This window comes from Hydrogenophaga sp., from assembly GCF_019264445.1.
Classification (GTDB): Bacteria; Pseudomonadota; Gammaproteobacteria; order Burkholderiales; family Burkholderiaceae_C; genus Hydrogenophaga.
In genome coordinates this window covers 15,148-41,541 of sequence record NZ_JAHVAB010000014.1, presented here as the reverse complement: position 1 = coordinate 41,541, position 26,394 = coordinate 15,148, and the positions used below count along the sequence as shown (strand labels likewise).

Genomic DNA, 26,394 nt, shown 5'->3' with positions numbered 1-26,394 from the left:
CCACACCTCGCGGTGCGGCCTTTGTGTTGCGGTTGTTGCGTCATGAGCGCAGCAGGGACAGCACGCCCTGGGGCACCTGGTTGGCCTGCGCCACCATGGCGGTGCCGGCCTGTTGCAGGATCTGGGCGCGCGAGAGGTTGGCCGTTTCCTTGGCGAAGTCGGCGTCCATGATGCGGCCGCGCGAAGCGGAGAGGTTTTCCACACCGATCTGGATGTTGGCCACGGCGCTCTCGAAGCGGCTCTGCACCGCACCCAGCGTGGCGCGCGCGCCGTTCACCTGGTCGAGGGCGCTGTCGATCTTCTTCATGGCGATGTAGGCGCCCTTTTCGGTCGTCACGTCGATGCTGGAGATGCCCGTGAGGTCGGCGGTGGCGGCCACGATGCCGGAGCCGTCGTCGGCCACGCCGGTGGTGGCGGCGGTGAAGCCGGCGAAAGCGACGGTTTCAGGAACGCCATCGGCATCGAGCTTGGAGGACATGAACTCCACGTCGAAGGTGCCGTCGTTGTTGTCCACGAGGTAAGCGGACACGCCGGTTTCACCCGCCTTGCGGTTCACGGCTTCCACCACCTGGCCCAGGCGGGTGGTGGCCGAGTTGGCTGCACCAATGGCGCCGAGGTCCACCGCAGTGCCTGTGCCGACCGTGATGGTCAGGGTGCCGGCGTCGATGGCGGTGGCGAAGTCGGTGATGTCGGCGGTGTCGACCGTTTCGGTGAGTTCGCCATAGGCCACGTTGCTCAGGTTGCTGGCGGTGGTGTCGGCCAGCGAGCCGATGGTGATGTTGTCACCGGCGTTCGCGCCGACCTGGAAGGTGGCGGCGGTGAAGGAGCCGTCGAGCACCTTCTTGCCGTTGAACGAGGTCTGCTGCGACACGCGGTCGATTTCGTCGGTGAGCTGCTTCACTTCGGCCTGCAGCGCTTTGCGGTCGTCGGCGCTGTTGGTGGCGTTGGCGGCCTGCACCGAGAGTTCGCGCATGCGCTGCAGCATGTCGCCGACCTTGCCCAGCGCGCCTTCAGCGGTCTGCGCCAGCGAGATGCCGTCGTTGGCGTTGCGCGCGGCGACGCTCAGGCCCTTGATCTGGGAGTTCATGCGCTCTGCAATGGCGAGGCCGGCGGCGTCGTCCTTGGCGCTGTTGACACGCAGGCCCGAAGACAGGCGCTGCATGGAGGTGGCGAGCGAACCTTGCGAGGACATCAGGTTGCGCTGCGCGTTCATCGACATCACGTTCGTGTTGATGGTGGTCATGACTAACTCCTAAAGAATGGATGAAAAGCAATCCGGCATCGCTGCCAACCTCAAGCCAGCCGTGAAGCTGGCCGCCATGACCGGAGCTCTTCTGCATGCCGGCGGGGCCTCAGGGCTTGATCACTTCGCCGCCATGGCTTGGCCGGCGACGAGCGCTTTGGAAATCCCCCCAGAGGGATTCCGGTGCCCATGCCATATTCTTTATTTCCTGCCGCGGTCCATCGCTTGAATAAGCTGGCGAACAACACGGCAATTCATTCGTTAACCATGCCCCCCTGTCGGGTTGCACGCAGCGCACGCGGGTGGCATGCGCTGTGTGCAGCCCACAAGTGCCCGGGCAGCGGGGTGGTTGTTCACCACGACCGCCGCCCGGGATGGCCGCACCCTGCGGTGCGGCCCTTGTGTTGCGAAAGCCGTGCCGATCAACGCAGCAGGGACAGCACGCCCTGCGGAGCCTGGTTGGCCTGGGCGACCATGGCGGTGCCGGCCTGCTGCAGGATCTGGGCGCGCGAGTGGTTCGCGGTTTCCTTGGCGAAGTCGGCGTCCATGATGCGGCCGCGCGAGGCGGAGAGGTTTTCCACACCGATCTGATGTTGGCCACGGCGTTTTCAAAGCGGCTCTGCACGGCACCCAGGGTGGCGCGGGCGCTGTTGACTTCGTCCAGCGCAGCGTCGAGCTTCTTCATGGCGATGTAGGCGCCCTTTTCGCTGGTGACGTCGATGCTGGAGATGCCCGTGAGGTCGTCGGTGGCAGCCACGATGGAGGAGCCGTCGTCGGCCAGGCCGGTGGAAGCGGCGGTGAAGCCGGCGAATTCGATGGCTTCGGGTGCGCCGTCGGCGTCCAGCTTGGACGACATGTATTGCACGTCGAAGGTGCCGTCGTTGTTGTTCACCAGGAAGGCGGACACGCCGGTTTCACCCGTCTTGCGGTTGATGGCTTCCACCACCTGGCCCAGGCGGCCGGTTTCCGAGGTGGCGGCGCCGATGGCGCCGAGGTCCACCGCGTCGCCCGTGCCGACCGTGATGGTCAGCGTGCCGGCGTCGATGGCGGTGGCGAAGTCGGTGATGTCGGCCGTGTCGACCGTTTCTTCACCTTCGCCATAGGCCACCGTGCTCAGGTTGTTGGCGGTGGTGTTGGCCAGCGAACCGATGGTGATGTTGTCGCCGGCGTTGGCGCCGACCTGGAAGTTGGCGGCGGTGAAGGAGCCGTCGAGCACCTTCTTGCCGTTGAACGAGGTCTGCTGCGACACGCGGTCGATTTCGTCGGTCAGCTGCTTCACTTCGGCCTGCAGTGCCTTGCGGTCGTCGGCGCTGTTGGTGGAGTTGGCCGATTGCACCGAGAGTTCACGCATGCGCTGCAGCATGTCGCCGACCTTGCCCAGCGCGCCTTCAGCGGTCTGCGCCAGGGAAATGCCGTCGTTGGCGTTGCGGGCCGCCACGTTCAGGCCTTTGACCTGTGCGTTCATGCGCTCTGCAATGGCGAGGCCGGCGGCGTCGTCCTTGGCGCTGTTGACACGCAGACCCGAAGACAGGCGCTGCATGGAAGTGGCCAGCGAACCCTGTGAAGACATCAGGTTGCGCTGTGCGTTCATCGACATCACGTTCGTGTTGATGGTGGTCATGACTAACTCCTAAAAAAATGGTTGAAAAGCAATCCGGCATTGCTGCCAATCTCGACACCAGCCAGAGGGCTGGCTGCCATGACCGGTGCAGGGCTGAACGGGTTGGCGTGTGTGGTGCCTTCTCGCCGCTCTGCTGGCCGGACGACGAACCTTTCTAGAAGTCCGTTGTGTTCAATTTCGGAGACCTTGGCGGTTTCTTTAGCGCTGGTTTTGTTTCCGGGGATTTGTCAATCCCGTTCATCGCCACCGGGCGTTGGCCCGCACACCCTGTTTCGACCATTTGGGCCTGTGCTGAACCCCGGTGGAGAAGGTCGTTACGGGTGACTTCCCTTTGAGAACCTTGGTTGTAGGTGTTTGGATGACAAGGCGGTGGTGCACACCTGACACGTCACACAGCGTTTTGCTGATTCAAGTTTTTTTACCCATCGACACAATTCAACACATCGGGTCAGCACATGTAAGCACATCGCCAACAAGCGGCCCCTAACGAAAGAAGGAACACATCATGGACAGCGAACAACTCCTGGCAGAAATCCGCGAAGCCAACCTGACGTACCTCATGCTGGCGCAGAACCTGATCCGCAAGGACCGCGCCGAAGCGCTGTACCGCCTGGGTCTGACCGAAGAAGCCGCCGACCTGCTCGGCATGCTCTCCACCGCGCAGCTGCTCAAGATCGCTTCGACCAACATGCTGCTGTGCCGCTTCCGTGTGGACGACGACCTGGTGTGGAACCTGCTGACCAGCCACAACGTGAAGAAGGTGGACAACTCCACCACCACGCAACTGCACGCCAGCATCCTGATGGCCGGCCGCTTCGCCGAAAGCATGGCCGCTCACTGAGCGCCCTCTCTCTCCTTCTTCTTCTTTCCTCTTTCGTTTTCTCTGGAGTCCACCATGGCCGCAGGCAAGAGCATCCTCAACGAGTCGCGTGACATCGAGCGCGCCGTCGCCCTGATCCAGCTCGGCGCCCGCCTGCAGGTTCTGGAGTACGAAACGTCCCTGTCCTACGAACGCCTGCTGCGCCTGTACAAGGAAGTCGCCGGCAAGTCGCCGTCCAAGGGCCAGCTGCCCTTCTCGACCGACTGGTTCCTGACCTGGCAGCCCAACATCCACTCGTCGCTGTTCCTGAACATCCACGAGTACCTCTCCAAGACCAGCGAGCTCGAAGAGATCGACACCGTCATCAAGGCCTTCCGCCTGTACAGCGAGCAGATGCAGGCCAGCGCCATCGAGCCGCTGCTGTCGGTGACCCGCGCCTGGCGCCTGGTGAAGTTTGTCGACAACGGCATGCTCACCCTGACCAAATGCTCGTGCTGCGGTGGCCACTTCGTGACCGAGCCGTACGAAAACCGCCACTTCACCTGCGGCCTGTGCCAGCCACCGGCACGCGCCGGCAAGGGCGCCACGGCCGGAGGCCTGCGCCTTCACTGATTCGACTCCCCCCGCGCCGCCTGCGGCGTCACCCCTCAGGGGCAACACCTGCGGCCTGGCAGAGCCAGTTCCGCGGTGTTCTGGATGAAGTCACTGTTGGCCAACGTTTGAAATGGACCCCGATGCGGGTCCATTTCGCGTTTATGGGTCGCCTCAATCGCCCCTAGAGTTGGTCGATAGAAAACACATCCCTCCAAGTCACGCGCGCACTCCAGGGCGGCGTCCTCTTTCAGGCACGAGAACATGTTCGTCATCATCGGTTTTGTCGTTTCGATGCTTTGCATCTTCGGCGTCTACATCTTTCACGGCGGCAACATCGGCGTGGTGCTCAAGGCGTTGCCGTTCGAGATGACGACGATTCTGGGCGCGGCGATCGGGGCTTTCCTGATCAACAACCAGATGAAAGTGGTGAAGGCCTCGTTCAAGGGCCTGGCGGGTTGCTTCAAGGGCAGCCGCTACACCAAGGCGCGCTACATGGAGCTGATGGCGCTGCAGTTCGACATTCTTCAGAAGGCGCGCAAGGAAGGCCTGATGGCCATCGAGCAGGACGTGGAGAACCCGCATGAGTCGGCGGTGTTCAAGAAGTACCCCACCATCGCCGCCGACCACCACGTGGTCGAGTTCATCACCGACTACCTGCGCATGATGGTCTCGGGCAACCTCAACGCGCACGAGATCGAGTCGCTCATGGACAGCGAGATCGAAACCCACCACCACGAAGCGCACGCCCCCGTGGCCGCCATCGGCCGCCTGGCCGGGGGTCTGCCGGCTTTCGGCATCGTGGCCGCCGTGCTGGGCGTGGTCAACACCATGGGCTCGGTGGGCCAGCCGCCTGCGGTGCTCGGCGGCATGATCGCCTCCGCGCTGGTGGGCACCTTCCTCGGCATCTTGCTGGCATACGGCGTGTTTGAGCCCCTGGGCGGCCTGATGGAGCAGAAGGTGGAGGAGAGTGGCAAGGAATTCCAGTGCATCAAGACCACGCTGCTGGCCAGCATGCAGGGCTACGCCCCGGCCACCGCTATCGAGTTCGGCCGCAAGGTCTTGCTGTCGGATGTGCGGCCGACCTTCAACGAGCTGGAGCAGCACGTGAAGGGCAAGAAGTGATGCCGCTGATGCACACCCACCTGGCGCAGGGCCGCGCGCAGCCCACCGGAGGTCAGCATGGCCGGTGATGGCAAGAAGCTGCAGCCGATCATCATCAAGCGCATCAAGAAGAGTGGGCATGCGGCCCACGGTGGCGCCTGGAAGATTGCCTACGCCGACTTCGTGACGGCCATGATGGCTTTCTTTCTGCTCATGTGGCTGCTGGGCTCCACGGCCAAGGGCGAGCTCGAAGGCATCGCGAGTTATTTTCAGTCGCCGGTGAAGGTTTCCCTGATGGGTGGGCCCGGCACCGGCAACAGCAGCAGCATCCTGCCCGGCGGCGGGCGCGACCTCAGCAAGTCCAGCGGCCAGATGGACAGCGGCGACGCCGAGCGCGCCGCCAAGCTCATGGGCGCGCAGATGGCGCGCGCCGAGTCGATGCGCCGCGATGCCGCGCGCATCGTCGCGCTCGAACGCAAGATCACCACGCTGATCGAGAAGAACCCCAAGCTCTCGGAGTACGGTTCGCAGATCCAGCTGGAGAAGACCACCGATGGCCTGCACATCCAGATCGTCGACCAGGGCAACCGCCCGATGTTCGACGCGGGCAGCTCGCTGGTGAAGCCCTACATGCGCGACATCCTGCGCGAGATCGGGGCCGCCCTGGGCGACGTGGAGAACCACATTGCGCTGGCGGGCCACACCGATGCAACACCCTACGGCAGCGGCGACCGTGGCTACAGCAACTGGGAGCTCTCGGCCGACCGCGCCAACGCCTCGCGCCGCGAACTGGTGGCCGGTGGCCTGCCCGACAACAAACTGCGCCGCGTCGAAGGCCTGGCCTCCAGCCGCCTGCTGCGGGCCGACCAGCCCAACGACCCGATCAACCGGCGCATCAGCATTGTGGTGATGACGCAAGAGGCCGAAGAGCGCATGCTCCCGCGCTCGGGCCCGGTGCCGATCATGCCCATGCTCGACCCCGCAGCGCCCAGCGCCGCTGCGCCAGTGGCTGCGCCGGCGGCCGTGGCCGCCATCGCCGAGCCAGCGCCCGGTGCCGCACCGGCCGCGGCTGCGCCATCTGCTCCGACCGCGAAGGCTGCAGCGCCCGGCATCGCCTTGCCCACGCTTCAGATTTCCCGCGATGTGACGAAATCCCCTTCACAGAGTGGCGGCTGAGTGCAGCCCACTCCTTTCCCTTGATCTTTTCCTCCCACGGAGGCTTTCATGTCCACCCCGATGAAATTCCTGATCGTTGACGACTTCTCCACCATGCGCCGCATCGTGCGCAACCTGCTCAAGGAGATCGGGCATGCCGACGCCGACGAGGCCGAGGACGGCGTGGCCGCGCTGGCCAAGCTGCGCAACGGTGCGTTCAACTTCGTGGTGTCGGACATCAACATGCCCAACATGAACGGCTTCGAGCTGCTGGCCGAGATCAAGAAGGACGAGAAGCTCAAGCACCTGCCGGTGCTGATGGTGACCGCCGAAGCGCGCAAGGAAGACATCGTGATGGCCGCACAAAACGGCGCAGCGGGTTACATCGTCAAACCCTTCACGAAGGCCACGCTGGAAGAGAAGCTGGCCAACATCTTCAAGAAGCTCGGCATCTAAGGGAGCGCGCACCATGAACGCACAAAAAGAAGACGCAGTCTCTGGCAGTCCGGACATGTTTCGTCAGCTCGGCGCCATCACGCGCCAGCTGCACGACGCGCTCAAGGAGCTGGGCTACACCGACAAACTCAAGGGCACGGTCGAGCAGCTGCCCGACGCGCAGAGCCGCCTGTCCTACATCGCACGCCTGACGGGCGAAGCCGCTGAAAAGGTGCTCAACCATGTGGACGAAGGCAAGGCCGAGCAGGCGAAGATCGCCGAGCGCGGCCGCCAGCTGGCCGACACCATCGCCCGCGTGCCGGGCCTGGCGCGCGCCATGCCGGAGCTGCTGGAGTGGTCGAAGGACATCGTCGACCTCAGCGAGAAGTCCGACGCACGCCTGACCGACATCATGATGGCGCAGGACTTCCACGACCTCACCGGCCAGGTGATCGGCCGCGTGGTGCAGCTCGCCGGCACGATAGAAGAACAGCTGCTGAGCCTGTTGCTGCAGTCCGCACCCGCAGGCCAGCCTGGCCAGGACCACGCGCTGGTGGACATGCCAGCGCTCAGCGGCCCGGTCGTCAACCCCGAAGGCCGCACCGACGTGGTGAGCGACCAGAAACAGGTTGACGATCTGTTGGCAAGCTTGGGCTTTTAAGCCGCCAGCGCACCCGCAACGCACCGGCTCGGGGAGGCCGGGCGTTCTGCGCAGCGGGATAGACGGAGGAGGCGGCACCAGCCGCCGGGGGACACCCGCGGAGCAGAGCGCCCGGCGTCCCCGCGCCCCCGCAAACCGCACGCCAGAAAAGCGCCCCTTCCCCGCGTCTTATCGCCCTTTAGTTTTTCCCTGCGGATTCCAGAATCGGATGCACCGATCGAGTGAACCCGCACCATGGAATCATCCAGCCAGGACAAGAACCTACCCGCCACCGCGCACCGCCTGAAGAAGGCGCGCGAAGACGGCCAGGTGCCGCGTTCCAGAGACCTCTCCAACCTCGCCGTGCTCGGCGGCGGCGCCCTGGTGCTGGTGGCGCTGGCCCCCGTGGGCTTCGAGAAACTGCGCAGCGCCCTGCAAGGCCAGCTGCGCTTTGACCACCAGTCCCTGCAAAAGCCCGAAATGGCCACCGAGCGCCTGGTGGACGGCTTCGCGCAGGGCCTCATGCTCTACCTGCCGCTGGGCGTGGCCGTGCTGGCCATCGTGCTGCTCACCGCCTTCGTCTCGGGCAGCTGGGCCCTCAGCACCAAGCCGCTCATGCCCGACATCGGCCGCATCAACCCGCTCAAGGGCATTGGCCGCCTGTTCAGCAAGCAGCAACTCTTCGACACCGCCAAGCTGGCCTTCATCAGCGTGGTCATTGGCCTGGTGGCGTGGCAGTTCATCCGCTCACACGTCGAGCCCTTCGGCACGCTGGTGATGCAGCCGCTGGAGTCCGGGCTGGGCCAGCTCGGCCACTGGCTCATGGTCGGCGTGGGCCTGCTTCTGCTCGTGGTCACGGTGGTGGCCATCATCGATTTTCCGGCGCAGCGATTCCTGCACGCGCAGCGCATGCGCATGTCGCACCAGGAGGTGAAGCAGGAACACAAGGAAGCCGAAGGCGACCCCCATGTGAAGGGCCAGCGCCGCCAGCGCCAGCGCGAAATGGCCCAGCGCAACAGCGTGGGCGCCGTGCCCAAGGCCGACCTCGTGGTGATGAACCCGACCCACTATGCCGTGGCCATCCGCTACGACGACGCCTCCATGGCCGCACCCCGCGTGATCGCCAAGGGCGCCGACCTGCTGGCCATGAAGATCCGCGACGTGGCCAAGGCGCACAACGTGCCGGTGCTGCAGTCGCCCATGCTGGCGCGTGCGCTGTATGCCCACGCCGAGATCGACGACGAGATCCCCTCGGCCCTCTACACCGCCGTGGCCCAGGTGCTGGCTTACGTCTACCAGATCAAGGCCGCCATGAAGGGGCAGGGCGTGATGCCCGCTGAGCAGCCCGTGCCCATGGTGCCGCCCGAACTCGATCCGCACTTCAAGAAATCCGCTCCGGAGGCCGCCGTATGAATCTGCAAGCGCTGCAGCAATGGATGAACCGCAACGCCAGCTGGGCCGGCGGTCTGGCCGCACCGATGCTGGTCATCACCGTGTTGTCGATGATGGTGCTGCCGCTGCCACCGTGGATGCTCGACACCTTCTTCACGCTCAACATCGCGCTCGCGCTGGTGGTGATGATGGTGGCGGCGTACATGAAGCGCCCGCTGGACTTCTCGGTGTTCCCCACCGTGCTGCTGCTCACCACGCTGCTGCGCCTCTCGCTCAACGTGGCCTCCACCCGCGTGGTGCTGCTCGAAGGCCACACCGGCCCGGGCGCGGCCGGCGCGGTGATCGAGGCCTTTGGCCACTTCCTGATTGGCGGCAACTTCGCGGTCGGTTTCATCGTGTTCGCCATCCTGGTGGTGATCAACTTCGTGGTGATCACCAAGGGCTCGGAGCGCATTGCCGAGGTGAGCGCGCGCTTCACCCTGGACGCCATGCCCGGCAAGCAGATGGCCATCGACGCCGACCTCAACGCCGGCCTGATCGACGAGAAAGAGGCCAAGCGCCGCCGCCGCGAAGTGGGCGAAGAGGCCGAGTTCTTCGGCTCCATGGACGGTGCCTCCAAGTTCGTGCGCGGCGACGCCATCGCCGGCATCCTGATCCTGTTCATCAACATCATCGGCGGCTTCATCATCGGCGTGCTGCAGCACGGCCTCTCCGCCGGCCAGGCCGCCGACAACTACATCCTGCTGGCCGTGGGTGACGCGCTCGTGGCGCAGATTCCCGGCCTGCTGATCTCGGTGGCCGCGGCCATGGTGGTCTCGCGCGTGGGCAAGGACGAAGACCTCGGCGCGCAGGTGATGGAGCAGATGTTCCTCTCGCCCAAGGTCATGGGGATCACCGCCGCCGTGCTGTTCATGCTGGGCATCGTGCCGGGCATGCCGCACGCCGTGTTCCTGAGCTTTGCGGCCCTCACGGGCGGCCTGGCGTACTGGCTGGCGCGCGAGCAGAGCAAACCTGCGCCCGAAGCACCGGCACCCGCCGTGCAAAGCGACGGCGAAGCCACCTGGGACGACCTGCAGCCGGTCGACCTGCTGGGCCTGGAGCTGGGTTACCGCCTGATTGCCATGGTCGACAAGACCCGCCAGGGCGACCTGCTCACCCGCATCAAGGGCGTGCGCAAGAAGTTTGCGCAGGAGGTGGGCTTTTTGCCACCGGCCGTGCACGTGCGCGACAACCTCGAGCTGCGCCCCAGCGCCTACCGCATCACCCTGCGCGGCGTGGTGGTGGGCGAGGGCGAGGTGTTCCCCGGCATGTTCCTGGCCATCGACCCCGGTGGCATCGGCACCCCGCTGATCGGCACGCCCACCACCGACCCCGCTTTTGGCCTGCCCGCGCACTGGATCGAAGAGAAGCAACGTGAGAACGCGCAAATGGCCGGTTTTACGGTGGTTGATTCCGAGACTGTGCTGGCGACGCATCTTTCACACTTGATGCAAGTCCAGGCCGCCAAGTTGCTGAGCCGGACGGAGACCCAGGACCTGGTTGAACACGTCACCCGCCTGGCCCCCAAATTGATCGAAGAAGTCGTGCCCAAAATGGTTTCTGTCGCCACCTTCCAGAAAGTTCTCCAGCTGCTGCTGGAAGAGTCTGTGCATGTGCGCGACATCCGCACCATCATCGAAGCGCTGGCCGAGCACGCCCCCCACACCACCGACCCGACCGAGCTGGCGCGCCGCGTGCGCATGGCGCTTTCGCCGGCCATCGTTCAGCAGATCTACGGCCCGGTGAAAGAGCTGGAAGTGATCGCCATCGAACCCGGCCTGGAGCGCCTGCTGATGCAGGCCCTCAGCGGCGCTGCCAACGGCGCGCTGGACCCCGGTGTGGCCGAGATGCTGAGCAAGTCCGCCACCGACATCGCCAACAAGCAGGAAGAAAAAGGCGTGCCCGCCTGCCTGCTCGTGCCCGACGCCATTCGCAATGCCATGTCCCGCCTGCTGCGCCGCGCCGCGCCGCGTCTGCAGGTGCTGGCCCACAGCGAAATTCCTGAAACCCACCTGATCCGCATCGGCCCGATCCTTGGAGAACTTGCAGCATGAACATCCAGCGTTTCACCGCCCCGACCTCGCGCGAAGCCATGAACAAGGCGCGCAGGACCTTTGGCGACAGTGCCGTGATCCTCTCCACCCGGTCCACCGGTGAGGGTTTTGAAGTGACGGTCGCTGCCGAGGAGAGCCTGGCCTCGCTGGCCGAGCACGCCGCAGCACCTGTCGTCGCCGCTGCAGAACGCGCCCCGCAGCGCCTCGAAGCCGCACCGGCCCGCGCCAGCAAGCCTGCGGTCTCGATGGCTGCGCCGCAGTCGGTGCAGAGCGACACCGAGACGCTGGCCATGAGCACGCTGTCCTTCCAGGACTATGTGCGCGAACGCATGCTGCGCAAGCGCCGCGAAGCCCTGCACGGCACGCCCGCTGCGTCCGTTTCAGCACCCGCTGCAGAGCCGGCCGTCGAGCCGCGCCGCGCACCGCTTCAGGCCGCTGCACCCCAGTTCATGCCGCAGCCCGAACCCATTGCCGTGCCGGTGCAGCGCTTCAACCAGCCCGAGCCCATCGTGGCGCGCCAGCCCGCTCCCATCCGCACCCGCTCGGCCGAGCCGGCCTGGGAAGACTCGCAGCCCGCCACGCGCTTCCCCAGCCAGGGCGACAGCCGCATGGCGGTGGAACTCTCCGCGCTCAAGGACATGATCGAAGAGCGCTTCAACACGCTGGCCTGGCTCGGTTCGTCCAAGCAGAACCCGATCCAGTCCAACCTGATGCTCAAGATGATCCGGGCCGGCTACTCGCCCGCCATGTCGCGCGCCGTGCTCGAGCGCGTGCCGACCGAAGCCGGTGCCGCCGAAGCCGTGCGCTGGCTCATGGACGTGATCACCCGCAACCTGAAGGTGGCCGCGCCCGGTGCCAGCCTGTGCGACGAAGGTGGTGTGGTGTCGCTCGTGGGTGCCACCGGTGTGGGCAAGACCACCACCGCCGCCAAGCTCGCCGCCCAGTGCGTCAAGCAGTACGGCGCGGGCAGCGTGGGCCTGATCACGCTGGACACCTACCGCGTCTCCGGCTTCGAGCAGCTGCGCGCCTTTGGCCGCATGCTCGGTGTGGTGGCCCATCTGGCGCACGACCGCGCCGCGCTCAAGGACCTGCTCAACCTGCTGGGCAACAAGCGCCTGGTGATCATCGACACCGCCGGCCTGGGCCAGCGCGACCAGCGCATCCAGGACATGCTCGACGTGCTCGACATCCCCAAGGTCAAGAAGACCCTGGTGCTCAACGCCGGCTCGCACGGCGACACGCTCGACGAAGTGCTGACCTCGTTCAAGGCCAGCTCGCTGCACGGCGTGGTGCTCTCCAAGGTGGACGAAGCCGTCAAGCTCGGCCCGGCACTGGACGCCCTCATTCGCCACCAGGTGGTGCTGCGCGGAGTGGCCAACGGCCAGCGCGTGCCCGAAGACTGGCAGAACGCCGAGGCCGCCGCACTGGTTCGCCTCTCCATGGGCACGCAGGGCAAGTCGGCCTACGACCCGCACGCCACCGACATGGGTTACTTCTTCTCGCAGGCATCCACCCGCGGCATCGATCTGGGGGCTTCGCATGTTTGAACCCGGCTTCGACCAGGCCGCCGGCTTGCGCGGCGAAGTGCCCCCGGGCAGCGCCGTGCTGATGCCGGTGTGCAGCCCGTCCCAGCCTGCGCGCGCCTACGAATGGCTGTGCATGCTGGCCTCCAGCCTCACCGCCGCTGGCCGTGCGGTGGTCATCGTGGACGCCTCGGCCCACGAATCCAGCCACAGCCACCGCCACGACGGCGCCCACCTGGGCCTCATGCGCGTGCTGCAAGACCCCTCCATCGTTCACCTGGAGCGCCCCCTGGACGGCACCGACTGGCTCGTGATGCCCGGCGCCACCGGCCTGCAGGCCCTGCAGGAAACCGCCCACGTGGCCGGTGCCCACATGGCACTCTCGCGCCTGCTCACACCCTTTGCACCCGGTGTGGTGGTGCTGATGTTTGCGCCCGCCTTCTCGCTGGCCGGCCTGCTGCCGGGCCTGGGTGCCCGCGCGCTGGTGCCGGTCATTGAACAGCCGCAGTCCAGCATCGACGCCTATGGCTCGGTGAAGGTGCTGCACGCTGCGGGCCTCTCGCCGGTGCTGGCGCCACTGTCGTTTGCCGCACCCGCTGCCCTGCAGACGGTGGTCAACACCGTGGCCGACACGGCGCAGCGCCACCTCGGGCTCTCGCTGGACAGCTGGCCTGTGGCCACCTGGGCCCTGCGCGTGCAGGAAAGCGCCATCGAACGCCCCCGCCCGACACCCGCGCACGGCTACCACGGCTTGCTGCCCGCTGCTTCGCACACCGGCCACGCTGCGGCCGCTGTGGCCCCCTCTCTCTGGAGCTGAAGATGTACACCGCCAAAGGCACCCTCAACCGGGACGACCAGTTGCGCAAATACAGCCCGCTGGTGCGCCGCCTGGCCCACCACATGATCGCCAAGCTGCCGCCCAGCGTGGAGCTCGACGACCTGATCCAGGTCGGCATGATCGGCCTGACCGAAGCCATCGCCCGCTTCGAGCCCACCCAGGGGGTGCAGTTCGAGACCTTTGCCAGCCAGCGCATTCGCGGCGCCATGATCGACGAGCTGCGCGAAGGCGACTGGATGTCGCGCGGTTCGCGCAAGAGCCAGAAAGACATCGAGCAGGCCGTGCACCGCCTGCAGCAGAAGCTGCACCGCGTGCCCAAGGAAAGCGAAATCGCCGCCGAAATGGGCATGAGCCTGGCCGACTACCAGCACCTGCTGGCCAAGGTGCGCGGCACGCAGCTGGTGTACCTGGAAGACATCAGCGGCAGTGGCGACGACGAAGACGGATTTCTGGACCGCCACATGGGCGACCACGAAGCCGACCCCTCGGCCGTGCTGCAGGACCACCGCATGCGCACCGCGCTGGTGGCCGCCATCAAGGTGCTGCCCGAGCGCGAGCAGCAGATCATGTCGATGTACTACGAGCACGACATGAACCTGAAGGAAATTGCCGCCGTGCTGGGCGTGACCGAGTCGCGCATCTGCCAGCTGCACAGCCAGTCGATTGCACGCCTGCGCGCCAAGCTGCGCGCGCACTGATCCCGCGGCCCGCTGCACACCCGACTGAAGTCGGGTCGGGTGGCATGCGCCCTGGTGCGCGGGTTAAATACGGACACACAACCCAGGAGCGTTGAGCATGTCCGGTGGCGATTGGAAAGAACTGTTTCACGCAGCGTGCGAGGGCCACATCGAGCTGCTGCGTTACCACGTCAAGAACGACGTCGACGTCAACTACGCGCACCCGGAGTTTCTGTCGACCCCGCTGGTGGCCTGCATCCTCGCGCGCCAGGAAGCATCGGCCCACCTGCTGCTCGACCACGGTGCAAACCCGGTGCTGCACTCCGAATTCGACGGCCTCACGCCGGTGGAGGCGGCACGCCAGGCGGGGCTGGTGCGCGTGGAAGAACGGCTGCGCGCCATGGGAGCCCCCGACCCGGCCGACGTGCAACGCGCCGGCGGCTGGCTGCAAAGGGTGCTGGGCGATCGGCTGCCCTGGTATTTGCGCTGAGCGCACCACGGCGAGCCGTTGCAGATCGCTCGAACCCGCGCCCGTCCACCGTCTGGCGCTCGGCGATTGACGGCATTGTCAGTCTGTTGCGAATGTCTCAAAATGTGTGCAACCTTAAGTTATCCATCAGAGTTCTCGCGCCACAGCGCGTGACTTCAGAGTGCTTCGGGTTGTCTTGAGATCGCGCTGCAGCCGCTGACGCATCCATCGAGCGGCCTGCCGGGCGTGTGTCTCACTCCGCCACGGGATCGACACGGGAGCATGCGATGGCTGTTAACCGCTGGGTGGTGGCGCTGATCCTGGCGCTGGTGCTGCTGAATCTTTTCACCATCGAGATCTTCCCGATCGTGTGGAACGATGAGGTGATGTTCGTCGAGCCCGCTTGGAATCTGGCCCAGACGGGATTCATGAACTCGCGGGCCTGGTACTTCCAGGACGAGACGCAGTGGTGGGTCGGCAATGCACCCCTGCATTCCCTGTTGCTCGCGGTCTGGCTGAAGGTCCATGACATCGGCATCCTGCAGGCACGCTCCTTCGGTCTGCTGGAATATGCGCTGGCCGTGTGGGTGCTGCTGGTGGCGGCAGCCTCGTTGCAGCCCAGGCCTTCTGCCATGCGGCAGGCCTTGTTCGTGCTGATCGCATTTCTTGCCTACAGCGCCACGCTCAACTACCGCTCGGGTCGTTACGACCCCACCGGCATCCTGCTGGTGTCTCTGGTGTGCCTGGGCATGGCGCGCGGCAGCGGGTCGTGGCTGCGTGGCGGTCTGCTGGGTTTGGGTTGCGCCTTTCTGGTCCCGCTCTCCGGCGTGCACGTGTTCGTGTTCTTCATGCTCTTGCTGGCCGTGCTGTTCGTGGTGGCGCAGAGCGACTGGCGGCCCGGTCTGGTCGCCCTTGGGGTGGCTGCTTCGATGGGCGCCGGGCTGTGGATGCTCATCTATGCCTATCTGGGCCTTTTCGAGCCATTTTTCCGTTCGGTGCGCTTTCTCAAGGACATTGAGGCAGGGGCGTACAGCAAAGATCCCAGCCTGTATCTGCTGGTGGCAGCCACCTTGGTGCTGGTCGTCGACATCGTTCGCCGTTCGGTGAAACAGGCCACCGCCGACCGCCGCCTGCTTGTGGGCACGCTGTTGCTGGTGGTGATCGTGCCCACGGTGTTTCTGGCCCTTGGGCGCTTTCCCACTTACTACAGCTGGATGCTGCTGCTGCCCCTGGGTCTGCTGTTGTCTCACCACGGCCAGGCATTTGGCAGCGGCCGCGGCCTGGTGTCCCTGGGTTTGATCGCCTCCCGCGGGCTGCTGCTGGTGGCGGCGCTTCTGGTGGGCCTCCCGCTGCAGTTGCTCTCAGGCCACTCGCTGGCGGAACTGCGTGCCCATGACCGTGTTATCGAGCTGGCCCAGTCGAGCGGCAACCAGCGGTCATCGCCGATGCTGGTGTCGTCGGCCGCGTGGTATGCGTCGCTTTTGCATTCCGAGCGGGTCTTCGTGGAGTCCTTCGACGCCGAGCACAGGCTGCTCAACCGGCAGCAGCTCAACGAGATCAAGGTGGTGCTGCTCGCCCCCAACGACCATGCCCAGTGGATCGGGCATCTGGGCGGCGAATGGGAAAAGCTGGGCGAGATTCCCGATCCGGACGAACCTGTCCAGACCGGCCTGTTTCGCCGCGGTTTTGGCGAAAAGCTCTCAGAGCATTACCGCCTGGGTCTTTACCGGCGTGTGGAGGAGGTGCGGGGAGAAGCGGGTGTGCCGACACCGCTGCCTGCGACCGCTCCTGAAGCGACACGGTAGCGGTTTCGGCTCGAGGGCGACCGGGCGTGGCCGGGCGTCGGGTGCTTGAACGCGCACCAGCGCGGTGTCAACCCTGCTGGCAGAGTGCGCCGGGTTGTTCCCAGCCGCAGCCGTTGCGTGGCCATTCGACCAGCACGCCGGCCTCGGTCTGGGCGACGACGCGGCCGTCCACGCGGTCCAGGCTGCCTTTGTGCAGGCGGTTCACGCGGGTGCCCGCAGCGAACTGGGGTGTCTGGAAATAGGATTTGAGCAGTTCGATCATGGTGTCGGTCTCGGGGTCAACGTGCGCCATGGGAAGCCAGGCCACGTTGGGCGCGGTCCCAGCGTCGCTGCATGTCTTCGAGCTGGTGCAGGCTCTGGGCGGTGCTGAGGTAGGCCTCCAGCCCGGGCGATGCGTCGGGGGTCGCGCGTTGGAAAAAGTGGTCGACGGCCAGCGCCAGTCGGGTCCACACGGTGTGAATCAGGGTGTTCATGTCGGTCATATAAGGGTTAACCCTGATGTTAGAAGACCGAGCGCTGAAAAGTTGTGTGCATCAGGTCAGCTAATGACCTATCAGATGGCGCACTCCAGAAATGCGAAAGCCGGCAGATGCCGGCCCGGAGCGTTGGGGGAAGAGGGCGTCAGGCCGAGAGGAAACCCCGGCCGGCACCGCCGAGCGATGAGGGTTTGACCATGCGGCCGTAGGTGGGCTGGCGCTGCAGGGCCTGCTGGGGAAGCAGGCTGCCCAGGGCGCGCTCGTTCTGGGCGTTGGCCCTCAGCACAGCCTGGCGAAGTTGGGCAAAACGCTGCGCGGCCACCTGTGTGTCGCGGTGCAGCGGGCTTTCGGGGTTGGCCATGTCGGCGCCGCGTGGCGCTTGCCGGAGCACCGCCTGCATGGCCGCGCTGGCGCGCTCCACACCGGCCGCATCGCCCAGCAGCAGGGCCGCCTGCAAGGCATCGAGCTCGGCCTGCAGCGATCCGATCCAGGGGTGGGAGGTCGTTGCGGCAAAGGTCATGGCGAGGTCCGGTGGTGGTGGGTAGGTCAGGCTCGGCCGCCGTTGAGCATTTCGGCGGCGTTGGCCAGCATCTTGTCGGCGATGGCTTCGGCGTTGACCTGGAAGCTGCCGCTGGCAATCGCCTGCTTCATGGCTTCCACTTTTTCACTGTTGAAGACCTCGCTGCCGCCCGAGCCCATGGCCGAGACGGTGGAGGGCGACAGGGTGACGGTCACGCCCTGGGGCTTGGCCGTGGGGGTGCCTGCGGCGGCCGCCAGTTCGGCGCTCGCTGCGGGCTTGTCGGCGGCCTTCTGGGGACCACCGGCCACGGAACCAATATAGGAATCGGGTGACGAATCGACTTTCATTTCACGCTCCAAACCCCGTAGTCAGGGTGATGTGTGAGAACTATCGACCTGACCTGAACGGACTTTAGGCATTTTTTGCGCGTCGGTTTGGGCATTCCGTCACGCCGGCGGAGCCAGTACGGATGTCCGGCTCACAGCGACATCTCAACGGTCTGGTCTTCCTGCACCAGACCGGTGACGACCCGCCCGCCCGGCAACCGGATGCGGGCCGACTGGCCCACCAGCCCGGCGGTGAGCGCCAGGCCTGTCACCGAAATGCTGAACCCGCTGCCGCTGCTGTTGACCCGCACCTGGTCGCCCGCGGCAAACGCCTTGGCCGGGCGCACCATGTTCTGGCGGATCGCCAGCCCCGGCGTGAGGGCGAAGGCGGTTTGCTGGCCGACCCACATGTCGGCCCGGGCCAGCACGGTGACCGGGCTGGCCGCCCAGTCGACTTCGACCAGTTCGGCGTCTTCTTGAGTGAGGGTGGCGCCGGCGTCCACCGGGCGCTTGATCACCCAGGCGGGGCCAAAGGCCTTGATGGTGACGGGCACATACACATTCCAGCGCGAGCTGCCTTCAAGGCAGCGCAGGCCGATGCGGCTGCGGCCCCACAGGCGCGAGCCCGCCGGCAGGTGGGGCTCCACCCGGGCGCAGGGCGCCAGGCGCAGGCGCGAATCGAGCGAGCCCATGACGATTTCGGTGCGCAGGGGCGTGGTGGCGTCCTGGGGCACCGCGGCTTCCAGCGCGGGCTGCAGCCAGTCGCGGGCGGTTTTTTCCAGCTCGTCGGTTTGCGAGGTGGCGTGCGCCACGCCCAGCCCCGGCAAAAGCAGGGCCAGGGCGCAGGCGGCGAGCAGTCGGTGCAGCGTCGGTCGCATGGGCGGACTCCGGTGGGTGAGCGGGCGTTCAAGGCGGGCGCGGTGGGGGCGCGGGCCTTGGGTTCAGGGCTGCACTGTAGGCCGGGGCCCGGGCGGACAAAGGCGGGAAATGGCTTGCAAAGCGGCGCTTGTTCCGGCCATTGCCGACCCTCAAGATTTTCATAATTCCTCCAACCCCCGGTATCGGGCGCCCTTCTTCTGGACGCTTGTGCCGGCCCCGAAACCCCGCTGGAGTTGACGATGCTTGAACAGATGACCGGCCGCTTGGACTTTCACTCCAATGCCCTGCTGTTGCGTTCGCAGCGCCAGCAGGTGATTGCCAGCAACATCGCCAACGCGGACACGCCCGGCTACGTGGCGCGCGATTTCGATTTCGCCGCCGCGCTCAAGAACGCATCGGGCATGCAGAACGGTGGCGCGGCCGGCGTGACCCAGACCAGCGCGATGCACATGCGCCTGGGCACCACCAGCGCTGGTGCACCCCATCCCGACCTGGCCTACACGGTGCAGACCCAGCCCAGCCAGGACGGCAACTCGGTCGACCTCGACCGCGAACGCGCCAACTTCGTGGACAACAGCGTGCGCTACGAGTCCACGCTGCGCTTCATCAACGGCCACGTCAAAACGATGCTCAGCGCTATCACCGGCCAATAAATATGAACACCCCCTGCGTCGCCTTCGGCGCCACCCCCCTCGAGGGGGGCAACACCAGCGGTCCGGCAAAGCCGGTTCCGCGGTGTTTCTGGTCTGCATCACTTCGCGCGATGCGTGGTTGAAAGGAAGTCACTTATGTCGATGTTTTCCATCTTCGGTGTATCAGGCAGTGCGGTCAGCGCCCAGTCGCAGCGCCTCAACGTGGTGGCCAGCAACCTGGCCAACGCCGATGCGGTGGCCGGGCCCGATGGCCAGACCTACAAGGCCCGCCACATCCTGTTCCAGACGCAGCCCATGGGCAACGACGGCAGCGCCGGCGTGAAGGTGCAGAACATCGTGGAGAGCGATGCCCCCGGGCGCCGCGTGCACAACCCCACGCACCCCAGCGCCGATGCCGATGGCTACGTGACCCACGCCAACGTGAACCCGGTCGAGGAGATGGTCAACATGATCTCGGCCTCGCGCTCGTACCAGAACAACGTCGAGGTCATGAACACGGCCAAGTCGCTGTTGCTCAAGACCCTCCAGATGGGGCAGTGAGCCCGTCGCACCTCCACAGGACCTGACCCATGTTCATCCAGCCGATCGACACCTCCACCCTGGGCACCACGCCCGGGAGCACCACCGGCACCGCCGCCAAGAACAACATGGACCCGGCGGCCTCGCAAGACCGGTTCCTCAAGCTGCTGGTGGCGCAGCTCAACAACCAGGACCCGATGAACCCGATGGACAACGCGCAGATGACGACCCAGATGGCGCAGATCAACACGGTCAGCGGCATCCAGGAACTCAACGCCACGCTCAAGGGCATGGCCACGCAGTTCTCCTCGCTCACCGCGCTGCAAGGCACCTCGCTCATCGGGCGCGAGGCCTTGCTGCCCGGCGAGTCGCTCACCTTCAAGGACGGCCAGGGCAAGGCCGCGTTCTCGCTCAATGCCAAGACCACCGATGTGAAGGTGGACGTGATGGGCACCAATGGCGAAGTGCTCGACACCATTGAGATGGGCGCGCTCTCCGGCGGTCTCAACGGCTTCAGCTGGGACGCGAACGCCAAGGGCGTCGACCCGGCTGCGGTCAAGGGTTTCAAGGTGCGCGCCTTCGATGGCGCCACCCGCGTCGATGCCGTGTCACTGCAACGCCTCTCGGTCGACTCCGTGAGCTTCTCCAACGGATCGATCTACATGCTGCTGGAAAACGGCAGCACCCGCGCCTACAACGACGTGCTCGCGTTCATGTGAACGCCTGAACCCCTTTCTTTACAGACACCCCGCTTTACTCCCCGAAGGACCTCACCATGGCATTCCAGCAAGGACTCTCCGGCCTCAACAGCGCCAGCCGCAACCTCGACGTGATCGGCCACAACATCGCCAACGCCAACACGGTCGGCATGAAGAGCTCGCGCGCCGAATTCGCCGAGCTCTACGCCAGCTCGATCAACTCCGGCGGAGCCAACAAGGGCATTGGCGTGACGGTGGCCACCGTCTCGCAGATGTTCACGCAGGGCAACATCACCGTGACGGGCAACGACCTGGACCTCGCCATCAACGGCAACGGCTTCTTTGAAGTGCAGCAGCCCAACGGCACGCTGGCCTACACCCGCGCCGGCATGTTCAAGCTGGACCGCGAGGGCAACATCATCAACCAGCAGGGTGGCCAGCTCATGGGCTACCCCACCGATGCCGATGGCAACCGCCTGAGCTTTGATGCGCAGCCGCTCACGCTGCCCACCGGCGCACCGATTCCCGCGCGCCAGACCAGCAGTGTGGTCGCCCAGTTCAACCTGGATGCGCGCGCACCCATTGCGGCCAGCGTCACGCCGCCCACGCCGGTCACCACCTACGGCACCTCGCTGGTGGCCTACGACCCCCAGGGCATGGAAGTGCCGGTGGGCCTGGCCTTCACCAAAACGGCCAACAACACCTGGGAGGTGTACGCCAGCGTCAACGGTGGCGCGCTCGCGCCCCTGGCACCCCCGGTCAACCTGAACTTCAACGCCGACGGCACGATCGACCCCGCGTCCATCACGCCGCCGCCCACCATCACGCTGACCTCGCCCAACGACCCGGCCGTGACCTTCCCCGTCACGCTCGACCTGACGGCCGCCAGCCAGTTCGGCACCGACTTCGCCATCCACGACCTGGACCAGGATGGCTATTTCCCCGGCGAGTTCGTGGGCCTGAACATCGACGAATCCGGCGTGGTCACGGGCCGCTATTCGAACGGCGAGACGCGCGCCGCCGGCCAGGTGGCGCTGGTGAACTTCCGCAACTCACAAGGCCTGTCGCCTTCGAGCGGTGGCAACTGGTCGGCCACGTTTGCCTCTGGCGAACCGGTGCGCGGCGAACCCGGTGCCGGCAACTTCGGCAGCATCCGCGCAGGGGCGCTGGAAGACTCCAACGTCGACCTCACGGCCGAGCTGGTGAACATGATGACCGCGCAGCGCGCCTACCAGGCCAACGCGCAGACGATCAAGACACAGGACCAGGTGTTGAGCACGCTGCTCAACATGAGGTAACCCCCCGCCGCGCTGCGCCATTTGAAATGTCAAGGAGTCCCGCATGGACAAGATGATCTACACCGCGATGACGGGCGCCAACGCGGCGCAGTACCGCCAGCAGGTGTTGGCCAACAACCTGGCCAACGTGTCCACCGCGGGGTTTCGCGCCGAGCTCTCCACCTTTCGCGCCGTGCCGGTGCGCGGCGACGGTGCGAGCACGCGCGTGTTTGCGCTGGAAGCCACGCCCGGTCATTCGGACCTGCCGGGCGCCATCACCTCCACCGGCAACAAGCTCGACGTGGCCGCGCGCGGCAACGCCTACTTCGCCGTGCAGGGTCTGGACGGCACCGAGGCCTACACGCGCGCCGGTGCGCTGGAGGTGAACCAGGACGGCACGCTGGTGAGCGCTCAGGGCCTGCCCATGCTGGGCGACGGCGGCCCGATCGTGATTCCCGAAGGCGCTCGGGTGGACATCGGCAGCGACGGCACCATCACCGCCAGCATCGGTGCACAACCGCCGCAGAACGTGGGCCGGCTCAAGATGGTCGTGCCCGACGCAGACAACCCGCTGCGCCGCAGCGAAGACGGCCTGTTTCGTGGCCCCCAGGGCGACCCGCTGCCCGCCAGCGACGTGGCCCGCCTGCAGGACGGCGCACTCGAGGGCTCCAACGTCAACCCCATGGAGGCCATGATCGGAATGATCGCCGTGGCCCGCCAGTTCGAGACGCAGATGCGCATGCTGCAGAACGGCGAAACCAACGACAAGACCGCCAGCCAGCTGCTGAGCATGAACGGCTAATCACACCCCCTTTGCGGAGCACACCATGATCAATTCGCTGATGATTTCCAAGACCGGCATGCAGGCACAGCAGATGCAGCTGGACGTGATTTCGAACAACCTGGCCAACGTCTCCACCAACGGCTTCAAGCGCGCCACGGCGGTGTTTGAAGACCTGATGTACCAGAACCTGCGCCAGGTGGGCGCCAACACGGCCGAGCAGGCCGAGCTGCCCACCGGCCTGCAAGTCGGCCTGGGTGTGCGCACGGTGGCCACCTCGCGCAACTTCTCTCAGGGCAGCATGCAGCAGTCGGACAACCCGCTGGACATCGCGGTCAACGGCAACGGCTTCTTCCAGATCGAGATGCCCGACGGCACCACCGCCTACACGCGCGACGGCAGCTTCAAGCCCGACGCGCAAGGCCGCATCGTCACCAACAGCGGCTACCCGCTCACAGCCGGCATCACCGTGCCGGCCGAAGCGCAGAGCATCACCGTGTCGGCCGACGGTGTGGTCACCGTCAAGCTGCCGGGCAACGCCACGCCGCAGCGCGTGGGCACCATCGAGCTGGCCAGCTTCATCAACCCCGCCGGCCTGGAGCCGATGGGGCAGAACCTCTACCGCGAGAGCCTGGCCTCGGGCAACCCCATCAACGCCGCACCCGGTTCGGCCGGCATGGGCTCGCTGATGCAGGGCTTTGTCGAGTCGTCCAACGTCAACGTGGTGCAGGAGCTGGTGACCATGATCCAGACCCAGCGCGCGTACGAGATGAATTCGAAGGCCATTCAAACCTCGGACCAGATGCTGCAACGCCTGAGCCAGCTGTGACCACCCCGCCACGGCCTTTGGCCGTGACCCCTCAAGGGGCGGCGCTGGCGGCCCGGCAAAGCCGGTTCCGCGGCGCCTCTGGATTGAGGCACTTCGTTCGAAAGCCCTGTATGAAACGCTCAACACCCTTGCTCTCCCTGCTGGCTGCATCGTCCTTGCTGCTGGGCGGTTGCGAAACCCTGCAGCGCACGCCCAAGGTGGATCTCGCGCCGGCGCAGCCGGTGCGCTATGCCCAGCAGGCGCCGGCGGCGGCGGCCGCCGTCACGGTGGCGCCCGGCGGCAGCCTGTTCCAGGCGGTGAGCTACCGCCCCGCATTCGAAGACCCGCGCGCGCGCATGCCGGGTGACACGCTCACGGTGCAGATCACCGAGCGCATCAGCGCCACGCAGAAGTCGTCGTCGTCGGTGGACCGCACCGGCAGCGTCTCGGGAGGGGTGTCGGCCTTGCCGTTCGTGAGCCCCACCAGCTCGCTGCTGGGCAAGCTCAATGTGGGCGCGAACTCGGCCAACAACTTTGCCGGCAGCGGCGAAACCGAAAACGCCAACACCTTCACCGGCTCCATCACCACCACGGTGCAGGAAGTGCTGCCCAACGGCCACCTGCTGGTGGTTGGCGAAAAACAGATTGGTGTGAACCAGAACGTGGACGTGCTGCGCTTCTCCGGCACGGTGGACCCGAAACAGATCCGGCCCGGCAACACCGTGGCCTCCACGCAGGTCGCCAATGTGCGCGTGGAGTCGCGCGGGCGCGGCCAGCAGGGCGAAGCGCTCTCAATTGGCTGGTTGGCACGGTTCTTTTTGACGGTTCTGCCTTTCTGAACCCAAGCATGATCCACGCATGAATCACGCCTGCCGCACGGGAACTGCTGGAACCTTGAAATGACTATCGACCGCTTCTTCCGAATCTTGATGGTGTTGTGCAGCGCACTGGCCGTGTGGCCCGCCCAAGCGCAGGCGATCCGCATCAAGGAAATTGCGGCCGTGCAGGGCGTGCGCAGCAACCAGCTCACCGGCTATGGGCTGGTGGTGGGGCTGGACGGCACGGGCGACCAGACCACGCAGATGCCCTACACCACGCAGAGCCTGAACAACTACCTGCAGCAGCTGGGCCTGTCGCTGCCGCCGGGCGCGAACATGCAGCTCAAGAACGTGGCGGCCGTCATGGTCACCGCGCAACTGCCGGCCTTTGCACAGCCCGGCCAGAACATCGACGTGACCGTGTCCTCGGTGGGCAACGCCAAGTCGCTGCGCGGCGGCACGCTGATCACCACCCCGCTCAAGGGCGCCGACGGCGAAATCTATGCGCTCGCGCAGGGCAACCTGCTGGTGGGCGGTGCCGGCGCATCCGCCGGCGGCAGCAAGGTGCAGATCAACCACCTGAGCGCCGGCCGCGTGCCCGGTGGCGCGCAAGTGGAGCGCGCGGTGGCCACGCCTTTCGCATTGGGCGAGACCATCGACCTTGGCCTGAATTCGAACGACTTTCAGACCGCCAGCCGTGTGACCGACGCCATCAACAAGGCGATGGGCGCGGGCGTGGCCAGCGCCATGGACGGCCGCGTGGTGCGCCTGCGCGCACCCGCCGACCCCAGCCAGCGCGTGAGCTTCCTGGCCAAGGTGGAAGACATCCGCCTGGACGCCACCATTCCCATGGCGCGCGTGATCATCAACTCGCGCACCGGCTCCATCGTGATGAACCAGGCCGTGACGCTGGGCGCCTGCGCGGTCTCGCACGGCAACCTCTCCGTGAGCATCAGCTCCACCCCCGTCATCAGCCAGCCCAATCCGCTGTCCACCGGCGGCCAGACCGTGGTGGCCGAGAAGGCCAACATCCAGATCACGCAGGACAAGGGCTCGCTCATCAAGCTCGACACCGCACCGCAGCTCTCCGATGTGGTGCGCGCGCTGAATTCGCTGGGCGCCACGCCGCAAGACCTGCTGGCGATCCTGCAGGCCATCAAGGCATCGGGCGCGATGAACGCCGAGCTGGAGGTGATCTGATGTGGTACGGCGCGCTGGTGACCACGAGCCCGCATCCCGGTAAGGGCTTCGACAGGCTCAGCCCGAACGGAGGTTTCTTCGTTCGAGCGCTGTTGCGCCCGTTCGGCCTGAGCCTGTCGAAGGCCTTGCGCGGCAGGGTCCGGCCATGAATCCGACCAACGCCGTGCCCACGCAAGGTCTTGCTGCCGACCCGACAGCGCTCAACGCGCTGCGCTACGGGGCGGGCAAGGGCGGCGACAAGGCGGCGCTGAAAGAGGCGGCCAAGCAGTTCGAATCGCTCTTCATGCGCGAGCTCATCAAGAGCATGCGCGAAGCCACGCAGAAGTCCGGCCTGATGGACGGCGAAGGCAGCAACCTCGGCAACGACCTGCTCGACCAGCAGTTCTCCGTGCAGCTCTCGGGCCTGCCCGGTGGCTTGTCGGAGGCGATCGAGCGCCAGCTCTCGCGCCAGATGTCGAGTGGCGACAGTGCGCGCGGTCTCACCAAGGGCGACGCCACCGACGCGCTGCCCGCGCAAGACGCGAGCACCGTGGGCCGCGTGAGCGCTGGCCCGCGCCAGGTCGGCTTTGTGGACCAGCACAGCGAAGCCGCGGCCACCGTGGCGCGCGAGTCGGGCATTCCTGCCAGCTTCATGATCGGCCAGGCCGGCCACGAAACCGGCTGGGGCCGCAGCGAGATCCGCCACGCCGACGGCTCGCCTTCGCACAACCTGTTCGGCATCAAGGCCACCGACAGCTGGAAGGGCAAGGTCGCCGAGATCACGACCACCGAATACATCAACGGCGAGCCGCGCAAGGTCACCGCCAAGTTCCGCGCCTACGACTCGTATGCCGACTCGTTCCGCGACTACGCCCGCCTGATCGGCAACAGCCCGCGCTACGAAGGCGTGATGGACCAGGTGCATTCCGTGCAGGGCTTTGCCCAAGGCTTGCAGAAGGCGGGCTACGCGACCGACCCCCAATACGCGGCCAAGCTCAGCCGCGCGATCAACACCACCCTGTCGCTCCAGCGGGCGCAGGGCTAAAGAGAGCAC

29 protein-coding genes and 1 pseudogene are annotated in these 26,394 nt (G+C 66.0%); 23 read left to right on the top strand and 7 right to left on the bottom strand.

Annotated elements, in window-relative coordinates; all coding sequences use genetic code 11:
• Window positions 1–40: 40 nt before the first annotated feature.
• Window positions 41–1,243 (bottom strand): flagellin, encoded by a 1,203-nt coding sequence (locus KXJ60_RS01680; RefSeq protein ID WP_291123673.1) that lies wholly within the window; start codon window positions 1,241–1,243, stop codon window positions 41–43.
• A gap of 16 nt (window positions 1,244–1,259) precedes the next feature.
• Between KXJ60_RS01680 and KXJ60_RS01675 the strand changes: the two genes are divergently transcribed.
• Window positions 1,260–1,472, top strand: a complete 213-nt coding sequence (locus KXJ60_RS01675) for a hypothetical protein (protein ID WP_291123672.1) — start codon at window positions 1,260–1,262, stop codon at window positions 1,470–1,472.
• Between the two features lie 193 nt (window positions 1,473–1,665).
• Here KXJ60_RS01675 and KXJ60_RS01670 read toward each other — a convergent pair.
• Window positions 1,666–2,864, bottom strand: a pseudogene (locus tag KXJ60_RS01670) (flagellin).
• Between the two features lie 505 nt (window positions 2,865–3,369).
• Between KXJ60_RS01670 and flhD the strand changes: the two are divergent.
• The 13 genes from flhD to KXJ60_RS01605 all read left to right on the top strand — a co-directional run bounded on the left by flhD (window position 3,370) and on the right by KXJ60_RS01605 (window position 16,406).
• Window positions 3,370–3,705: a flagellar transcriptional regulator FlhD gene (gene flhD / locus KXJ60_RS01665; protein ID WP_291123671.1), complete on the top strand. Its 336-nt coding sequence runs from the start codon at window positions 3,370–3,372 to the stop codon at window positions 3,703–3,705.
• 54 nt (window positions 3,706–3,759) lie between these two features.
• A complete protein-coding gene (gene flhC, locus KXJ60_RS01660) occupies window positions 3,760–4,296 on the top strand; it encodes a flagellar transcriptional regulator FlhC (protein ID WP_291123670.1) in 537 nt (178 codons plus the stop codon).
• A 243-nt stretch (window positions 4,297–4,539) separates the two neighbouring features.
• A complete protein-coding gene (gene motA / locus KXJ60_RS01655; protein ID WP_291123669.1) occupies window positions 4,540–5,400 on the top strand; it encodes a flagellar motor stator protein MotA in 861 nt (286 codons plus the stop codon).
• A gap of 57 nt (window positions 5,401–5,457) precedes the next feature.
• On the top strand, window positions 5,458–6,555 hold the full coding sequence (gene motB / locus KXJ60_RS01650; protein ID WP_291123668.1) for a flagellar motor protein MotB: 1,098 nt from the start codon (window positions 5,458–5,460) through the stop codon (window positions 6,553–6,555).
• Window positions 6,556–6,603: 48 nt separating this feature from the next.
• A complete protein-coding gene (gene cheY / locus KXJ60_RS01645; protein ID WP_291123667.1) occupies window positions 6,604–6,990 on the top strand; it encodes a chemotaxis response regulator CheY in 387 nt (128 codons plus the stop codon).
• A gap of 13 nt (window positions 6,991–7,003) precedes the next feature.
• On the top strand, window positions 7,004–7,630 hold the full coding sequence (locus KXJ60_RS01640) for a protein phosphatase CheZ (RefSeq protein ID WP_291123666.1): 627 nt from the start codon (window positions 7,004–7,006) through the stop codon (window positions 7,628–7,630).
• Between the two features lie 234 nt (window positions 7,631–7,864).
• Window positions 7,865–9,022, top strand: a complete 1,158-nt coding sequence (gene flhB, locus KXJ60_RS01635) for a flagellar biosynthesis protein FlhB (RefSeq protein WP_291123665.1) — start codon at window positions 7,865–7,867, stop codon at window positions 9,020–9,022.
• Window positions 9,019–11,094, top strand: coding sequence for a flagellar biosynthesis protein FlhA (flhA, locus tag KXJ60_RS01630; protein ID WP_291123664.1), 2,076 nt, complete (start codon window positions 9,019–9,021; stop codon window positions 11,092–11,094). Before flhB ends, flhA begins: the two co-directional genes overlap by 4 nt.
• On the top strand, window positions 11,091–12,641 hold the full coding sequence (gene flhF / locus KXJ60_RS01625) for a flagellar biosynthesis protein FlhF (protein ID WP_291123663.1): 1,551 nt from the start codon (window positions 11,091–11,093) through the stop codon (window positions 12,639–12,641). Before flhA ends, flhF begins: the two co-directional genes overlap by 4 nt.
• Complete coding sequence (locus KXJ60_RS01620) at window positions 12,634–13,434, top strand: hypothetical protein (RefSeq protein WP_291123662.1); 801 nt, start codon at window positions 12,634–12,636, stop codon at window positions 13,432–13,434. The genes flhF and KXJ60_RS01620 overlap by 8 nt, the downstream gene beginning before the upstream one ends.
• A gap of 2 nt (window positions 13,435–13,436) precedes the next feature.
• Entirely contained in the window at window positions 13,437–14,153 is a 717-nt protein-coding gene (locus KXJ60_RS01615) for an RNA polymerase sigma factor FliA (RefSeq protein ID WP_291123661.1), read from the top strand.
• A gap of 97 nt (window positions 14,154–14,250) precedes the next feature.
• Window positions 14,251–14,622 (top strand): ankyrin repeat domain-containing protein, encoded by a 372-nt coding sequence (locus KXJ60_RS01610; protein ID WP_291123660.1) that lies wholly within the window; start codon window positions 14,251–14,253, stop codon window positions 14,620–14,622.
• Window positions 14,623–14,888: 266 nt separating this feature from the next.
• Complete coding sequence (locus tag KXJ60_RS01605) at window positions 14,889–16,406, top strand: hypothetical protein (RefSeq protein WP_291123659.1); 1,518 nt, start codon at window positions 14,889–14,891, stop codon at window positions 16,404–16,406.
• Between the two features lie 67 nt (window positions 16,407–16,473).
• Here the strand turns inward: KXJ60_RS01605 and KXJ60_RS01600 are convergent, their stop codons facing one another.
• The 5 genes from KXJ60_RS01600 to flgA form a co-directional block, all read right to left on the bottom strand.
• Complete coding sequence (locus KXJ60_RS01600) at window positions 16,474–16,698, bottom strand: hypothetical protein (RefSeq protein ID WP_291123658.1); 225 nt, start codon at window positions 16,696–16,698, stop codon at window positions 16,474–16,476.
• Window positions 16,685–16,879, bottom strand: a complete 195-nt coding sequence (locus tag KXJ60_RS01595) for a hypothetical protein (protein ID WP_291123657.1) — start codon at window positions 16,877–16,879, stop codon at window positions 16,685–16,687. Before KXJ60_RS01595 ends, KXJ60_RS01600 begins: the two co-directional genes overlap by 14 nt.
• A gap of 148 nt (window positions 16,880–17,027) precedes the next feature.
• Entirely contained in the window at window positions 17,028–17,402 is a 375-nt protein-coding gene (locus KXJ60_RS01590; protein WP_291123656.1) for a hypothetical protein, read from the bottom strand.
• A gap of 26 nt (window positions 17,403–17,428) precedes the next feature.
• Window positions 17,429–17,749 (bottom strand): flagellar biosynthesis anti-sigma factor FlgM, encoded by a 321-nt coding sequence (gene flgM / locus KXJ60_RS01585; RefSeq protein WP_291123655.1) that lies wholly within the window; start codon window positions 17,747–17,749, stop codon window positions 17,429–17,431.
• A gap of 131 nt (window positions 17,750–17,880) precedes the next feature.
• Entirely contained in the window at window positions 17,881–18,606 is a 726-nt protein-coding gene (gene flgA, locus KXJ60_RS01580) for a flagellar basal body P-ring formation chaperone FlgA (RefSeq protein ID WP_291123654.1), read from the bottom strand.
• 240 nt (window positions 18,607–18,846) lie between these two features.
• Here flgA and flgB point away from each other — a divergent pair, with 240 nt between their 5' ends.
• The 9 genes from flgB (at window position 18,847) to flgJ (ending at window position 26,385) form a co-directional block, all read left to right on the top strand.
• A complete protein-coding gene (gene flgB / locus KXJ60_RS01575; protein WP_291123653.1) occupies window positions 18,847–19,260 on the top strand; it encodes a flagellar basal body rod protein FlgB in 414 nt (137 codons plus the stop codon).
• Between the two features lie 135 nt (window positions 19,261–19,395).
• Entirely contained in the window at window positions 19,396–19,800 is a 405-nt protein-coding gene (gene flgC / locus KXJ60_RS01570; RefSeq protein WP_291123652.1) for a flagellar basal body rod protein FlgC, read from the top strand.
• 29 nt (window positions 19,801–19,829) lie between these two features.
• On the top strand, window positions 19,830–20,498 hold the full coding sequence (locus KXJ60_RS01565; RefSeq protein WP_291123651.1) for a flagellar hook capping FlgD N-terminal domain-containing protein: 669 nt from the start codon (window positions 19,830–19,832) through the stop codon (window positions 20,496–20,498).
• A gap of 56 nt (window positions 20,499–20,554) precedes the next feature.
• A complete protein-coding gene (flgE, locus tag KXJ60_RS01560) occupies window positions 20,555–21,775 on the top strand; it encodes a flagellar hook protein FlgE (RefSeq protein WP_291123650.1) in 1,221 nt (406 codons plus the stop codon).
• 43 nt (window positions 21,776–21,818) lie between these two features.
• On the top strand, window positions 21,819–22,556 hold the full coding sequence (gene flgF, locus KXJ60_RS01555; RefSeq protein ID WP_291123649.1) for a flagellar basal-body rod protein FlgF: 738 nt from the start codon (window positions 21,819–21,821) through the stop codon (window positions 22,554–22,556).
• A gap of 25 nt (window positions 22,557–22,581) precedes the next feature.
• A complete protein-coding gene (flgG, locus tag KXJ60_RS01550) occupies window positions 22,582–23,364 on the top strand; it encodes a flagellar basal-body rod protein FlgG (RefSeq protein WP_291123648.1) in 783 nt (260 codons plus the stop codon).
• A gap of 110 nt (window positions 23,365–23,474) precedes the next feature.
• Window positions 23,475–24,182, top strand: a complete 708-nt coding sequence (locus tag KXJ60_RS01545) for a flagellar basal body L-ring protein FlgH (RefSeq protein WP_291123647.1) — start codon at window positions 23,475–23,477, stop codon at window positions 24,180–24,182.
• A 90-nt stretch (window positions 24,183–24,272) separates the two neighbouring features.
• Complete coding sequence (locus KXJ60_RS01540; RefSeq protein WP_291123675.1) at window positions 24,273–25,361, top strand: flagellar basal body P-ring protein FlgI; 1,089 nt, start codon at window positions 24,273–24,275, stop codon at window positions 25,359–25,361.
• Between the two features lie 145 nt (window positions 25,362–25,506).
• Window positions 25,507–26,385: a flagellar assembly peptidoglycan hydrolase FlgJ gene (gene flgJ / locus KXJ60_RS01535; protein WP_291123646.1), complete on the top strand. Its 879-nt coding sequence runs from the start codon at window positions 25,507–25,509 to the stop codon at window positions 26,383–26,385.
• Window positions 26,386–26,394 lie beyond the last annotated feature (9 nt).